A 14193-nucleotide genomic window follows, 5' to 3' on the forward strand; every position below is an offset into this window, starting at 1 on the left:
GTCGCAGCCGAGAGGTAGGCGGATGCTTGCGCCTTCAGCGCATCACTTGCGCGGGTACGAGCCCAGCACCCGGATGTCGCTGTGCGCGCCCAGGAACTCCGCCAGCTTGCCCTGCCTGGCATGGCCGGTCACCTCGACGAGGTAGCGGTGCGTGTCCAGGGTCTTCTTGCTCGGCCGTTCGTAGATCGTCAGGATCTGCACGCCAGACTGGGTGAAGGCGGCCAGGGTGGCTCCCAGGTTTGCGTCGGAGGTGCTGACCAGCAGCGATGTCTTGTCGTTGCCGGTCGGCGCGGGCATGGTTCGAGCGAGGACCCACCATCGCGTCACGTTGTGCGGGCCTTCCTCGATGCCATCGACCAACGACACCAAGCCATAGATCGACGCACCGACCTTGGGGCCGAAGGATGCCTTGTCGAGTGTCGTGCTGCCGGCCACGGCCTGGGCAGCGGCGCCGCCGCTGGCCGCATCGGTGCGGCGGACCTTCGGCATCTCGCGATCGACCCACGGCTTGACCTCCTCGAACGCGACCGGATGGGCCAGCACTTCCTTGATGTCATCGCGCTTCGTGCCGGGGCGAGCCAGCAGGCTGTAGCCCAGCATCTTCGGGTACTCCGCCACGATGGTGACTTCGGGCAGGTCGAGCACGGCGTCCATGTAGGGCGTGACGCCGACGACCGAGGTGGTCACCGGTACGCAGGCGCGCTCGACCTTGCCGCTTTTGTAGCTGCTGAAGAGTTCGTCGCGCGTCAGCGGCACGAGGTCTTTCTCGCCGAAGAGGTCAAGGCACGCCTGATGTGTCCACGAGCCGGCCGGCCCCAGGTAGGCGATGGGGCCTGCATGGGCGCTGCTTGAGGCGAAGGTCCACGTGAGAAGGCTGGCGGCCGCCAGCGCAGTCAGCTTGGTCATGTACGTGCTTTCAGGGGGAAACAACAGAACGCGTTCATCGCCGAACGATGGTGCCTTGCGGCCGGCACGGCCGATGTAAAGAAGTGAACAGTCAACGAGCAGTGAGCTGAACACACTGACGCGATCAAACCCGGCGGGCATCGTCCCGCCCTCAAAGGAGGCTCCTGTGCAAGAACGGCAATCTGCCATCGACGCGATCCTGGCGCGCTACCAGGTGTGGATGCAGGCGATTCACGCGCGCGATCTCGACACGATCCTCGACATCTACGCCGACGACGCTACCTACATGCCGCCCGGAAAGCCGCCGTTTGCCGGAAAAGAGGCGTTGCGCAAGATCTGGGGCGACTATCTCCAGCGCGAGGACTTCACCGCAACCTACACCCCCGACATCCACCTGTCCGAACTCGGCGACATGGCCTACGACATCGGCCACTACCGGATTAGCATGAAGAAGGACGGCCAGCCGGTGGCCTTCGAAGGCAAGTATGTGGTGGTGTGGAAGCTCGTGGGCCAGCGCTGGAAAGCGGCCGTGGACATCGACAACGACAGCGGGCCCACCGCGTCTTGACTGAGCGGGAGCGAGCAACATGCCCGATTCGATCCTCTACGCAAACCCGCCGTCGTTGGCACGCCCCAATGGCTTTTCGCACCTGACCGAGGGAGCGACCGACCGGATGGTCTTCATCTCCGGGCAGGTGTCGTACGACCCGTCGGGGAACATCGTTGGCGTGGGCGACCTCGCGGTGCAGACGCGGCAGATCTTCGTCAATCTGGGGCATGCGCTCGAAGCCGCGGGCTCGGGGTTCGACCACGTGCTGAAGCTCACCTTCTTCGTGCGCAACATCTCCGAGTCGGCCGTGGCAACGATCCGCAATGTCCGCAAGGAATTCCTGGTCGAGAACGCCTTGCCGGCCAGCACCATGGTGGGCGTTGCCGGGCTGGCCAGGGAAGCGTTGCTGCTGGAGGTGGAGGCCTATGCATTGAAGCGGCCAGTGCACTGAGCGCGCCTCGCTATGCTTGCGGCACGGATTTCTCCGGTGCCAAGGAGGTGCAATGGAAACCTCGGCCGACATACATTGGGCCAGCGTGCTCAAGGGCCTGCACGCAGATGAAGTGCAGCGGATCGAAGACTGCCTCATGCAGCGGGAGGTGCCGGCACGGGCGCCGATCTTCCACCAGGGTGACTCCGCCGATGCCATGTTCATCGTCGTGTCTGGCCGCGTGCGTTTGATTCGTCGCACGGAGGCCGGCGAAGAGTTCACCACGGGCATCTGGTCCGAGGGCTATCTCATCGGCTTGATCAGCGCGCTCCTGGGAACACCGCGCTTCCTGGCTGCAGAGGCCGTGGAGCAGGCGACGCTGCAGGTGCTTTCGCGAACGGCGCTGCTGCGGTGCATGGAGAGCATTCCCCAATTCGCCATCAATGTCGCCCGGCTGCTGGCATTGCTTGCCAGCGACAGCATCCAGCGCGCAGCGCCGTTGGCGCTCGAGCCCGTCGAGGTCAAGCTGGCTCGTGTGCTGGTGAAGCTTGCCGTGCCGGCAGCAGCAACAGCGAGCGCCGCGGAAGGGCACTACATGGTGCGAGGCATCACCCAGGACGAGCTGAGCAGAATGGTCGGCGCGAGCCGACCCTGGGTGAACCGCGCGCTTGCGGCGCTGGAGCTGCGTGGCCTGATACGGCGCAACAAGCAGCTCATCACCATATTGGATATCGCCGCTTGCCGGCGGCTATGGATCGACTGACTGGGCGCTGTCGGCCGGAGGCGCCGCAGCAGGCCTCGCCGGGACGAGCGCTCGCGCGGTTACTCCAGCACCAGCTGCGTCTGCGTGACGACCGCGCACAGCTTGCCGTCGGCATTGGTCACCGAGGTTTGCCACACATGCGTCGTGCGTCCGCGATGCAGCGCCACGCAGGTGCCCGTGACCGTCGTGCCGAGGCGCGCGCCGGCGATGAACTTGGTGCTCGAATCGGTCGTGGTCGTGCGCTTGCCTTCGGGCAGATTGATGATCGTGCCGACCGCGCCCAGTGTGTCCGCGAAGGCCATGTAGGCGCCACCGTGAAGGATGCCGCCAGCGGTGCACAGGTTGGCCCGCACTTCCATCTGCGCGACCACGCGCTCGGGTGCGAGCTCGGTGAGCCGTACGCCCATCAGGCCTGGGAAGATCGTGTCCAGCAGTTTCTGCATTGCGGCGATGTCGTGCATGAATGTCTCCTTGATTTTTCGATTTCTCGATGCTTCAGCCGGCCGTTGCGCGCCGCAGTGCCGCGCGTGCCAGCAGGCGCGTCGAGTCGAGTGTCGGAAGCGCCGAGTTGCCGTCGTTCAGCACCAGCGGCAGCTCGGTGCAGCCCAGCGCCACAGCGTCGCAGCCGCGCGCCTTCAGGCCTTCGATCATCTGTTGCAGCACCGCGGTGGACTCGGGCCGGACCACGCCGCGCACCAGCTCGTCCATGATGATGCGGCCGAGCGTGGCGCGCTCTTCGGCATCTGGCCGCACGGCTTCCAGTCCGGCGGCCGACAGCGCCTGCGGATAGACCTCGCTGTCGACCAGCCAGCGCGTGCCCAGCACGCCCACGCAGCGAAAGCCCCGCGACACCGCCTTCGCTGCAACCACTTCGGCGATGTGCAGCCAGGGCAGCGGCGACTGCGGCAGCACTCGATGCATCGCCTGGTGGATCGTGTTGTCGGGGCAGATCAGAAAGTCAGCGCCGGCCGCGGCGAGTTTGGTTGCCGACGACAGCATCAGTTGCGCAATGCCGTCGACGTCGCCGCGATCGAGGCAGTCCACATAGCTGGCGAGCGAGTGCGTGTGCATCGAAACTTCGGGGTGCGCGTGGGCCTGGCCCATGTGCTGCGCGCCTTCGACGCACAGCGTGCGATAGCAGAGCGCAGCGCCTTCGGCCGAGCAGCCGACGATGCCGATGTGCAGTGGCATGGAAGAAGTCTCCGAAAGAGAAGAGCCAGCAAGGCGAACGATGTTCTCACGGCCTGCGCGACACCGCCATGCCCGCGTGGCGGTCGAGCCGCAGCGTCATCAGTGTCGCGATGGCCATCAGCAAGCCGACCACGTACCAGGCGTGGTGGAAGTCCGCCAGCTGCACGGCCGGTGCGCCGCGCAGCGCCTTCGAAGCGCCGAGCACCATTGCGCCCAGCGCAACGCCGAGCGCGAGCGAAACCTGCTGCAGCATCGTGCCGAGCGTGCTCGCGCCGGCGCGGGATTCGTCGGGCACGTCGGCAAAGGCGAGCGTGTTGATTGCCGTGAAATTCATCGAGCGCGCCATGCCCGCCACGAAGAGCAGCACGCACACCCACGGCAGCGGATCGCCCGGCGACAGCAGCCCGCAGCCGAACAGCGTGGCGGCGCAGATCGCGCCGTTCACCGTCAGCACATTTCGAAAGCCGAAGCGCCGCAGCACCGCTGTGGTGGCGCTCTTCATCACGAGGTTGCCGCCCATGTACACCAGCAGCATCGAGCCCGCCTGGAACGCGTTCATGCCGAAGCCGATCTGGAACATCAGCGGCAGCAGGAAGGGCGAGGCGTTGATCGCGATGCGAGAGACGAAGCCAGCCGTCGCGGTGGCCAGTGCATAGGTCGGCACCGCCAGCGCGCGCAGATCGAGCAGGGGCGCCGCCGTTCGCCGCGCATGGCGCACCGCGGCGGCCGCCGCCACGGCGCCGGCGGCCAGCAGGCCGAGAGTGGTGGCCGAGCCTGGCTGCGATCCGCCCAGGCGCGTGAGGCCTTCGACCAGCGCGGCCAGCGCAACGGCGGTGAGCACGAAGCCGACCGCGTCGAAGCGCGTCGGAGCCACGTCGGTGCGGCGGGGGAACAGCCGCATGATGAGCCACAGGCCCACGAGGCCCAGCGGCACGTTCAGCAGGAAGATCCAGCGCCATGAGGCGTGCGTCGCGATGAGCCCGCCCAGCGGCGGGCCGATCACCGGCGCGATGAGCCCCGGCCAGGTGATGGTGCCGATGGCCTCTATCAGCCGGTGCTTCGGCGTTTCGCGTAGCACCACGAGCCGGCCCACCGGCGACATGAAGGCCGCAGCCGCGCCCTGCAGCACACGCGCCGCAACGAACACCTCGAAGGTGGGCGCCAGCCCGCAGGCGAGCGAGGCGAGGGTGAAGGTGCCGACCGCCAGCGCGAACACCCGCCGCGCCCCGAAGCGCCCGGCACACCAGCCTGCCGCCGGCACCAGCGCCGCCATCGCGATCAGGTAGACCGTGACGCCCAGGCTCGCGTCCAGCGCACCCATGCCAAAGCCGGCGCCGATGGCCGGCAGCGCGGTGACGATGATGGTGGCGTCCAGCGTCTCCATAAAGAAGGCGGCGGCCACCGTGAGCGCGATGCGCTTCGAGGCGCTGTCCGTGGCCGCTGCCGGCTGGGCGTTGTCGTTCATGCGGCAAGTCTGACATCGTTGAATGAGGGCTAGGGTTTTCCCCGAGGCGTTGATCCGGTGGATCGGACGGGCGTTGCCCGCGCCATCCGGATCGTCGGCGAGGCGTGGTTCGTACGCTTACCAAAAGGCCCATCAAATCAAGGACTTAGCGCCCGGCTCACCTCCCGTGACTCGTGGCATGTCGATTGCTCAATCACGGGGCCGGCCGCGCGCCCCGCTGCGGAGCCAGGCCACGAAATTGGAGACAACCCGATGAGCCACCCCGTGGAACACACCAACGCACCCAAGCCCTTCTACAAATCCCTGTACTTCCAGGTCATCACGGCCATCGTGCTCGGGGTGCTGCTGGGGCATTTCTACCCCGACACCGGCGCTTCGATGAAGCCGCTGGGCGACGGCTTCATCAAGCTGATCAAGATGATCATCGCGCCGATCATCTTCTGCACGGTGGTGGTCGGTATCGCCGGCATGGAAGACATGAAGAAGGTCGGCAAGACCGGCGGCCTGGCGCTGCTGTACTTCGAGGTCGTGAGCAGCATTGCGCTGATTGTGGGCCTCGTCATCATCAACATCGTGAAACCGGGCGCGGGCATGAACGTCGACGTGAGCCAGCTCGACACCAAGAGCATCGCGGCCTACACCGGCCCGGGCAAGATGCAGAGCACCACCGACTTCCTGCTCAACATCATTCCTAACACGGTGGTCGACGCCTTCGCCAAGGGCGAGATCCTGCAGGTGCTGCTGATCGCGGTGATGTTCGGCTTTGCGCTGCACAAGTTCGGCGGCCGCGGCACGCTGGTGTTCGACGTGATCGAGAAGGGCTCGCACGTGCTCTTCGTGATCGTCGGCTACATCATGAAGGTCGCGCCCATCGGCGCCTTCGGCGCCATGGCCTTCACCATCGGCAAGTACGGTGTGAGCTCGCTGCTGCAGCTGGGCCAGCTGATGGCCACTTTCTACGCCACCTGCCTGTTCTTCATCTTCGTGGTGCTGGGGCTCATAGCGAGGTTCCACGGCTTCAGCATCTGGAAGTTCATCAAGTACATCAAGGAAGAACTGCTGATCGTGCTGGGCACGTCGTCGAGCGAGTCGGTGCTGCCGCGCATGATGGCCAAGCTGGAGAACCTGGGCGCGAAGAAGTCGGTGGTCGGGCTGGTGGTGCCCACGGGCTACTCGTTCAACCTCGACGGTACCTCGATCTACCTGACGATGGCGGCGGTGTTCATCGCGCAGGCGACCAACACCGACATGTCGCTGACGCAGCAGCTCACGCTGCTGGCTGTGCTGCTGCTCACATCGAAGGGCGCTGCGGGCGTTACCGGCAGCGGCTTCATCGTGCTGGCGGCCACGCTGTCGGCGGTGGGCCACGTGCCGGTGGCGGGGCTGGCGCTCATTCTGGGCATCGACCGCTTCATGTCGGAAGCGCGTGCGCTGACCAACCTGATCGGCAACGGCGTGGCCACCATCGTGGTCGCCAAGTGGACCGGTGATCTCAACACCGTGCGCATGAACCAGCATCTGAACCAGGAAAGCACAGCGGAAGCCGACGAGCCCGAGCGCGTGCTCGACGCCACCGAGGCGCACATGCCCAGCAGCCCCGCACGGCAGGCCTGACCCCTGTCCGGCCCCCATCAGGGGCCATCGGGCTGCCACCGATGCGGACGGCCCGGCCTTGTGCAATAACGCTCCCATGATTTCAAGGGAGCCGGCCCGGCGTTTCGATGGACCTACCGACAATGCCAGGGGATGGCGCGGCCTGCCGCGCTGGTGCGGCGCACTGGCCCTGGTGGCGGTGGCCGCCTTCGCAGGCCACCAGATCGCCATGCAGGCCGGCTTGGCGCGCCTGCGCGAGGCGGCCGAACACCGGCTCGACATGCTTGCAACCGGGCTCGACGCCGACCTGGCCCGCTTCGACTACCTCCCCGCACTGCTTGAGATGACGCCCGTCGTGCCGGCGCTGCTCGGCACGCCGACCGATGCGCGGCTGCGCGACGTGGTCAACCGCTACCTCGACGGCGTCAACGCCACGGCCGGCGCCGAGATGCTCTATGTGCTCGACGCCGCCGGCACCTCGCTGGCCGCGTCCGACTGGGACAAGCCCGGCACCACCGTCGGGCAAGACCTGTCGTTCCGGCCCTACGTGATCGATGCGCTGGGGCAGGGCAGGGGCCGCTTCTACGGCGTGGGCATCACCAGCAAGCGGCCGGGCTACTACCTTTCGTATGCACTGCGCCGCGGCCAGTCCGCGCGCGGCGTGGTGGCTGTCAAGATCAACCTCGAAGAGACCGAGCGCGCCTGGCGCAAGCTGCCCGGCGACGTGGCGCTGATCGACCAGCGCGGCGTGGTCATCCTTTCCACGCGAGAAAACATCAAGTTCCGCCCGCTGCTGCCGCTCGATGCGCTGCAGCGCGCCGAGGTGCTGCGCTCGCGGCCCTATGGCGAGGCCACCTTGCAGCCGCTGCAGTGGACGCAGAAAGAGGCGCTCGACCGCGACGTGCAGGTGATCGCCCTCGACGGCGTGGACCAGCTCGCGTCGGCCCGCACCCTGCGCGGCGCGCCCTGGCAGCTGGTGGTGCTCGACGACCTGGCGCCGCTGCGCGTGGCGGCGCGCAACGCGGCCATTACCGCAAGCCTCGCGATGGCGGTGCTGCTGCTGGTGGCCGTCGCGCTGTGGCAGCGCCGCCGCGCAGTGCGCCAGAAGCTGGCCAATCAGGCAGCGCTGCAGGCGGCGCACGACACACTCGAATCGACCGTGGTGGCACGCACCGCGCAGTTGCGCGCCGCGCAGGGCGAACTGGTGCATGCCGGCAAGATGGCCGCGCTGGGCCAGATGTCGGCCGGCGTGGTGCACGAACTCAACCAGCCGCTCACGGCCATGCGCACACTGTCGGAGAGCGCCACAATCCTGCTCGACAAGAGCCGCCTGGACGACGTGCGCGGCAACCTCGAGCGCATCCGCGGCATGGTCGACCGGCTCGCGCGCCTGACTTCGCAGCTGCGAACCTTTGCCTACAAGGGCGAGCTGCCGCTGGCGCCGGTGCAGCTGTCGCATGCCATCGCCGACGCGCAGGTGATCGTCACCGAGGCCTCGAAGAAGCAGCGCGTGACCATCGAGGTCGACGTGCAGCCCCCGGCGCTGAGCGTCATGGCCGAAGACGCAGCCCTGGGCAGCGTGCTCGCCAACCTGATGCGCAACGCCATCGACGCCATGCAGGACGCGCCGGTCCGCACGCTGCGCCTGGAGGCGCGGCCCAAGGAGGGGCGCGTGGTGCTGTCGGTGACCGATACAGGGCCCGGCATCCACCCCGACATCCTGCAGCGCCTGTTCGAACCCTTCGTCACCGGCAAGGCCGCGGGCTCGGGGCTGGGCCTGGGGCTCGTGATCTCGGCACAATTGGTGCGGTCCATGGACGGCTCGCTGCGCGCGGCCAACCTGGAAAGCGGCGGGGCATGCTTCGTCATCGACCTGCCCGCCGCCATTGCCGTGATCCACAACCCGCCTGTCCCCTCCCTTTCCATTGCACAACAGGAGTGACCCCCAAGTGAGCGAAGCCCCTGCCATCCGGGTGCTGCTGATCGAAGACGACGAAGACGTTCGCATCAGCACGACCCAGGTGCTGACCCTGGCCGGTTTCGAGGTCGAGTCTTTTCCCAGCGCCGAGCGCGCGAGGGCGCACATTTCATTCGGTGTGCCGGCCGTCGTCATCAGCGACGTGCGCCTGCCGGGCCTGAGCGGCACCGAATGGCTGCCCGAGCTGCGCAACGTCGATGCCGAACTGCCCGTGATCCTGGTCACCGGCCACGGCCACATTGCAATGGCCGTGCAGGCCATGCGCGAGGGCGCCTACGACTTCATCGAAAAGCCTTTCAGCTCCGAGCGGCTGGTGGCCATCGTGCGCCACGCCATCGAGCGCCGCCAGCTCAGCCTGCAGGTGCGCGCGCTGCGCGACGCGCTGGAGAACTGGCAGGGCATCCAGTCGGTGCTGATCGGCCGTTCGGCGCAGATGCAGCAGGTGCGCCAGACCGTGAAGACGCTGGCCGAAACATCGGCCGACGTGCTGGTCTACGGCGAGACCGGCACCGGCAAGGAGCTCGTCGCGCGCTGCCTGCACGACCACAGCGCCCGCCGCCGCCAGCATTTCGTGCCGCTCAACTGCGGCGGCCTGCCCGAGTCGCTGGCGGAGAGCGAACTGTTCGGCCACGAGGCCGGCGCCTTCACCGGCGCCAACCGCGTGCGCGTGGGCAAGTTCGAATACGCCAGCGGCGGCACGCTGTTCCTCGACGAGATCGAGAGCATGCCGATGGCGGTGCAGATCAAGCTGCTGCGCGCGCTGCAGGAGCGCAGCATCGAGCGCATCGGCTCCAACAAGACCATTCCATTCGACTGCCGCGTGGTGGCCGCGAGCAAGGACGACCTGAAGGCCATGAGCGACCAGCAGAAGTTCAGGGCCGACCTGTACTACCGCCTGGGCGTGGCCTTCATCGAGCTGCCGCCGCTGCGCGAGCGGCGCGAAGATATTCCGCTGCTGTTCGAACACTTCACCCTGCAGGCCGCCAGCCGCTACGAGCGCCCCGCGCCGCTGCTGAGCAACGCGCAGCTGGCCGACCTGATGGCCTACGCCTGGCCCGGCAACGTGCGCGAGCTGCGCAACGTGGCCGACCGCTTCGTGCTGGGCCTGCTCGGCGAGCGCCTGACGCAGACGCGCGGCGGCAACAGCGCCGAAGGCGTGCCCGCCTTGCCGCGCGGGCTGCCTCAGCAGGTGGAGTCGTTCGAACGCGCGGTGATCGTCGAGGAACTGCGCCGCCAGCACGGCGACCAGCCGGCCACGGCTGCCGCACTGGGCATTGCGCGCCAGACGCTGCACGACAAGGTGCGCAAGCTGGGCGTGACGGTGGACGAGTTCAAGTAGCCCGCGCGCTGCGGTTGTCTTGCCTCAGGCCTGGAACTGGTAGCCGGTGCCCCTGACCGCGTGCAGCGGCAGCGACATGCCCGCCGCAATCGCCTTGCGCCGCAGACGGCTGACCACCGCATCCACGCGCTGCAGATCGAAGTTCTCGAGGTCGCCGCCAAGCGCGACCGCGAGCTGCGAGCGGTCGACGGGCTTGTTGCGCTGCTTGAAGAGGCAGGCCACGATGGCCCGCTCCGACATGGTGAGGCGAAGCGCCCGCCCGTCGGGGTCGCAGAGGATCCAGTCGCCTTCCTTGAGCGTCCAGCGTCCCGTGCCGCGCGGGGCGGCCGGTGGTTGGGCCCGGTCGGCGCTGCTCTTCGATGCCTTGATGCGCCTGTAGACGCCCTCGAGCGTGGCCGCAAGCTCTTCGGCATGCACCGGCTTCACGAAATAGGCGTCGGCGCCGCCGCGCAAGCCGCGAACGCGGTCGTTGAGCTCGCCGCGAGCGGTAGCGAACACGATGCCGACGTTGCTGGCGGAGCGCAGGTGCTGGGCAATCGAAAATCCGTTCTCGTCCGGCAGTTCGATGTCGATGACGACGATGTCGCAGCGGCTGACGGCATAGGCCCGGTAGAACTCGGAGGCCGTCGAGAATCCCGAGGCTGCGAAGCCCAGCTGGTTGAGGCTGTAGACAAGCGCTTCCTGAAGGTCTTCTTCGTCTTCGATCAGATAGACGACTATTTTTTTATCGGTGTCGGGTCTTGTGGTCATGGTGCGCCTCTCTTCGGTTTTTCGGGATCGAGAGTGCTGGGCAGCGAAGGTAAGCCGGATATATCAATAGCATGAAAACAAAACCCTGCCTTGTTCTTTTTTTCGCAGTATTGCTCTGGCTGTTTTCTCAGGGCGCGGAAGCTCTTGTTCTGCAGGAAAGCAAAGGGCGGGAAGGGCCGATTTCGTTGGCTGGGGAAACGGAAATATTCCGGGATGCATCCGGGAATATCGCCATCGAAGACATCTTATCGGCAGATGGAGGCATAAAGTTTATACCCAGGGATGTCCGTTATCTCCAGAAGCACTCGGACGACGTTTTCTGGATCCGTTTCTCATTGCAGCAAGAGCCCGGTGCAGCGTCCGAGTGGGTCGTCCAGATATTTCCGACCTGGGTCGACGACGTGAGGGTATACGGTCAGGATCTGGCTGGAAAAATCTCCCTTCATCAATTAGGAGATCGCCATCCATTTGCGAGCCGCGCCATACAGACCAGCGTGCTGGCTTTTCCAGTGGCCCTGGATTCTTCGCCCAAAACCTATTACTTGCGAATAAAAACGCACGGGCCGACCGTTTTCGATCTGAATGCCTGGCAGAAATCGACGCTCGAAAAATCGGAAATCAACCGGACGATATTCTTTTCCGCGTTTGCGGGAGCGATCTGCGTCATGGTGCTCATGAACCTGATTTTCTGGGCGTGGCTGCGAAGCAGCATCTATCCGATCTATGCGCTGTTCCTGGTGGCCATGCTGGTCGCAATTGTTGCCATGCAGGGGTATTCGAGCTCGTTGTTCTTCCCCGATGACCCGCTGCGCGCTGACCGCTTTGTCGATGTGACGTCGTGCGCGCTGATGTCGATTGCGGCCGTGTTCGCGTGCCGGTTCTTCAACTATGGCCAGTACTCGGTCTGGGCGGCGCGGTTCATGTACCTGGCAGCGGCCGCCTTCGCCGCGATGATTCCGTTTTCCCTCTGGTGGGGCATCGGCAACATCATCCAGTCGGCGGTGTATCTCGAAATAGTCGTCGCGCTTTTCAACCTTGCATTCGTCGTGTGGATCGTTGTCGGCCGGGGCGCCCGCCAGTACCTTCTTGCGGCGGTGGTCTTCGGCGTGGTGGACCTGTCGTGGCTCTTCTTCTCGCTGGTGCTCCTGGGCTACGTGCAGGTGGACCAATCGTTCATTCTCGAAACCCTGATCCCGTTCTCGCAGCTGGCGAACCTTGCGTTGCTCAACTTCGCGGTGGCCAGCCGTTCCAGGCAGGCGGAGCTGAAGCTGAGAGCCCAGCGCAAGCGCGCCTTCGATTCGATGAAGGTCGCCAAGCAGGCGCTGGAAGAGAGAGTCCGCCAGCGCGAGTTCGTGGCCATCGTCTCGCACGAGTTCCGCACGCCGCTGGCCATTGTCGACGCGGTGGCGCACGCGCTGGAGCTGTCTCCATCCGGGCAGGACGACCGGGTGAAGCGCAGCGTCGGGAAGATCCGCAAGGCGATCCGCCGGCTCGCCGCACTGATCGAAAACATCCTGCTGGACGACGCGCTGGAGGTCGGCTCGAGGCCCGTCGCCCAGAGCTTCGATCTCTGGGACGTGATCGAGAACATCCGCAGCATCGGGCTGCCTGAGGACAACGCCCGATTGAGTATCAGCGTGGCGCAGGGCCGGGCGATATGCAGGGGAGACCAGACGCGGATTGAAATGGCAATCCGGAATCTGGTCCGGAACGCCTTGAAATACTCGCCGGCGGATTCGGCGGTCGACGTTCGGTGCAATGCGGGCGCGGGCTCCTTCAGCGTGACCGTTTCGAACAAGGGAGCGCCGATTCCGGAGTCCGAAAGAAGCGGCCTGTTCGAACGCTATTTCAGGGGGGCCGGGTCTGCCCACGTGCCCGGCTCGGGGCTCGGGTTGCACATTTCACGCACCATCGCTCGCCAGCACGGCGGCGACGTCACGCTGGTTGCCAGCGACGGCGAAGGCACGGTGTTCTGCCTGACATTGCCGCTGGACCTCGGGCATCAAGACCAGGAAGCGCCCGACGCGGCAAGTTTCGAGGCGCCCGCACTGAAAGTGTGAAGTTTTCGATGCGAAAAAGAAAACGTTTTCATTGCCTCGGATAGGCATTTATTGCCAGTTTTCGTCATTAACAAGTGGCAAACGAGGCCGCGCATGTGCATCTTTTCTGGGTGCCGAGCTGAAAGCGCGATTTCCTGCATGGCATGAGGCGAAAGTTCGCATTTTTTAAGCTTCCTAGCTTGCTAACGACGGTCATTAAGTGTCTTTAATCGTCATTGTCTAATGTGATTGTGAGCCGATACATTCCGCTGCCCAAAAGGTCATAGCGGAGTGCGGCGAGACGCCTCTCCGCAACATTCATCGTTGAACGGAGAGGTTGGAATGATTTCGTCAGAGTCCTGCGCCCACGGCTTGCGCCTGCAAGCATGCGAGTGGAGCGCGGTCAGTGCAATCGCGAAGGCCAGGGTGCCCGATGCCCTCGGCCCATCCCCGGAAGAAACGTTCTTGCTCATGGTGGTGCTCCATGGCGCAAACAGCAGTTGATCTGCTCGCGCAGCAACATCAATCGACTGCGCTGCCCCTTGCCACATTCGATCTGCTGGGCAACTTCGCGAATGCGCTGCATGCGGGCCAGCGCTTCGGGCTGGTGCTTCTGACCTTCCCTTCGGGGGCCGACATCCATTGGTTGCAGGCCATTCGCGGCCTGACCGACGCACCAGTGCTGTTTGCGACCAATGCAGACGGCGCAGATGCATTGCAGCGCATCAGCGGTCAATTTCCCGGTGAAAAGAATTTCGATTTCATTCTTCCTCCATTCAATCTGGAGGAAATCAAATCGAAGGCGCAGCGCCTGCTGAGCCGGGCGGCCCTTGCCGCTCCGGGTGCGGCGGGAAAAGAGCTCTTGGTCTATCGGGGCTACCGCTTTCAGATTGGCGAGCGCAGGGTTTTCCTTGAAGGGCGTGAATTGCGCCTGCAACCCCGCGAATACGACCTTGCCCTCGAATTGTTCCGCAACCGGGATTGCCTGATGAGCAGGGAGCGGTTGCACACCCTTCTGTGGCGGGACATGGTCAATTTGCGTTCTCGTGCGCTGGATGTATGTATTTTCAAGATTCGCAGGAAATTGAATCTGGAGCCGGTAAATGGGTTGATGCTGCGATCTGTATTCGGGCAAGGATACAAATTGCAGACGGTGACGTCGTCGGCTGGTTAATTAATTAAATCTAAT

At 65.1% G+C, this 14193-nt stretch carries 13 protein-coding genes; 8 read left to right on the top strand and 5 right to left on the bottom strand.

Going from position 1 to position 14193, the window contains the following annotated elements; all coding sequences use genetic code 11:
- Nucleotides 1-42: 42 nt before the first annotated feature.
- Nucleotides 43-906, bottom strand: coding sequence for a prephenate dehydratase (locus ACSFBF_RS32330; RefSeq protein ID WP_435474215.1), 864 nt, complete (start codon nucleotides 904-906; stop codon nucleotides 43-45).
- Nucleotides 907-1072: 166 nt separating this feature from the next.
- Here ACSFBF_RS32330 and ACSFBF_RS32335 point away from each other — a divergent pair, with 166 nt between their 5' ends.
- The 3 genes from ACSFBF_RS32335 to ACSFBF_RS32345 are packed head-to-tail and all read left to right on the top strand — an operon-like array spanning nucleotide 1073 to nucleotide 2649.
- Entirely contained in the window at nucleotides 1073-1474 is a 402-nt protein-coding gene (locus tag ACSFBF_RS32335; RefSeq protein ID WP_435474217.1) for a YybH family protein, read from the top strand.
- Nucleotides 1475-1493: 19 nt separating this feature from the next.
- Complete coding sequence (locus ACSFBF_RS32340) at nucleotides 1494-1907, top strand: RidA family protein (RefSeq protein ID WP_435474219.1); 414 nt, start codon at nucleotides 1494-1496, stop codon at nucleotides 1905-1907.
- 52 nt (nucleotides 1908-1959) lie between these two features.
- Nucleotides 1960-2649, top strand: a complete 690-nt coding sequence (locus tag ACSFBF_RS32345; RefSeq protein WP_435474221.1) for a Crp/Fnr family transcriptional regulator — start codon at nucleotides 1960-1962, stop codon at nucleotides 2647-2649.
- A gap of 59 nt (nucleotides 2650-2708) precedes the next feature.
- Here ACSFBF_RS32345 and ACSFBF_RS32350 read toward each other — a convergent pair whose 3' ends face one another.
- From ACSFBF_RS32350 to ACSFBF_RS32360, 3 genes are read right to left on the bottom strand one after another with little or no spacing between them, the layout of a single operon-like run.
- Complete coding sequence (locus tag ACSFBF_RS32350) at nucleotides 2709-3110, bottom strand: PaaI family thioesterase (RefSeq protein ID WP_435474223.1); 402 nt, start codon at nucleotides 3108-3110, stop codon at nucleotides 2709-2711.
- Between the two features lie 34 nt (nucleotides 3111-3144).
- Complete coding sequence (locus ACSFBF_RS32355; RefSeq protein WP_435474225.1) at nucleotides 3145-3840, bottom strand: aspartate/glutamate racemase family protein; 696 nt, start codon at nucleotides 3838-3840, stop codon at nucleotides 3145-3147.
- A gap of 46 nt (nucleotides 3841-3886) precedes the next feature.
- A complete protein-coding gene (locus ACSFBF_RS32360; protein WP_435474227.1) occupies nucleotides 3887-5305 on the bottom strand; it encodes an MFS transporter in 1419 nt (472 codons plus the stop codon).
- Nucleotides 5306-5557: 252 nt separating this feature from the next.
- Between ACSFBF_RS32360 and ACSFBF_RS32365 the strand changes: the two genes are divergently transcribed.
- The 3 genes from ACSFBF_RS32365 to ACSFBF_RS32375 all read left to right on the top strand — a co-directional run bounded on the left by ACSFBF_RS32365 (nucleotide 5558) and on the right by ACSFBF_RS32375 (nucleotide 10215).
- Nucleotides 5558-6919 (top strand): dicarboxylate/amino acid:cation symporter, encoded by a 1362-nt coding sequence (locus tag ACSFBF_RS32365; RefSeq protein ID WP_435474229.1) that lies wholly within the window; start codon nucleotides 5558-5560, stop codon nucleotides 6917-6919.
- Between the two features lie 76 nt (nucleotides 6920-6995).
- The gene (locus ACSFBF_RS32370) at nucleotides 6996-8840 is read left to right on the top strand and encodes a sensor histidine kinase (RefSeq protein WP_435474231.1); all 1845 of its coding nucleotides are present in this window, start codon (nucleotides 6996-6998) and stop codon (nucleotides 8838-8840) included.
- 7 nt (nucleotides 8841-8847) lie between these two features.
- Nucleotides 8848-10215, top strand: a complete 1368-nt coding sequence (locus ACSFBF_RS32375) for a sigma-54-dependent transcriptional regulator (RefSeq protein ID WP_435474233.1) — start codon at nucleotides 8848-8850, stop codon at nucleotides 10213-10215.
- A gap of 24 nt (nucleotides 10216-10239) precedes the next feature.
- Here ACSFBF_RS32375 and ACSFBF_RS32380 read toward each other — a convergent pair whose 3' ends face one another.
- Nucleotides 10240-10965: a response regulator transcription factor gene (locus ACSFBF_RS32380; RefSeq protein WP_435474235.1), complete on the bottom strand. Its 726-nt coding sequence runs from the start codon at nucleotides 10963-10965 to the stop codon at nucleotides 10240-10242.
- A gap of 71 nt (nucleotides 10966-11036) precedes the next feature.
- Here ACSFBF_RS32380 and ACSFBF_RS32385 point away from each other — a divergent pair, with 71 nt between their 5' ends.
- Nucleotides 11037-13025 carry a sensor histidine kinase gene (locus ACSFBF_RS32385; RefSeq protein WP_435474237.1) on the top strand — a complete coding sequence of 663 codons (1989 nt, stop codon included), beginning with the start codon at nucleotides 11037-11039 and terminating at the stop codon, nucleotides 13023-13025.
- A 463-nt stretch (nucleotides 13026-13488) separates the two neighbouring features.
- Nucleotides 13489-14178 carry a winged helix-turn-helix domain-containing protein gene (locus tag ACSFBF_RS32390; protein ID WP_435474239.1) on the top strand — a complete coding sequence of 230 codons (690 nt, stop codon included), beginning with the start codon at nucleotides 13489-13491 and terminating at the stop codon, nucleotides 14176-14178.
- Nucleotides 14179-14193: the final 15 nt, after the last annotated feature.

The sequence above is a fragment of the Variovorax nivicola genome (genome assembly GCF_051216475.1).
Taxonomy (GTDB): Bacteria; Pseudomonadota; Gammaproteobacteria; order Burkholderiales; family Burkholderiaceae_C; genus Variovorax.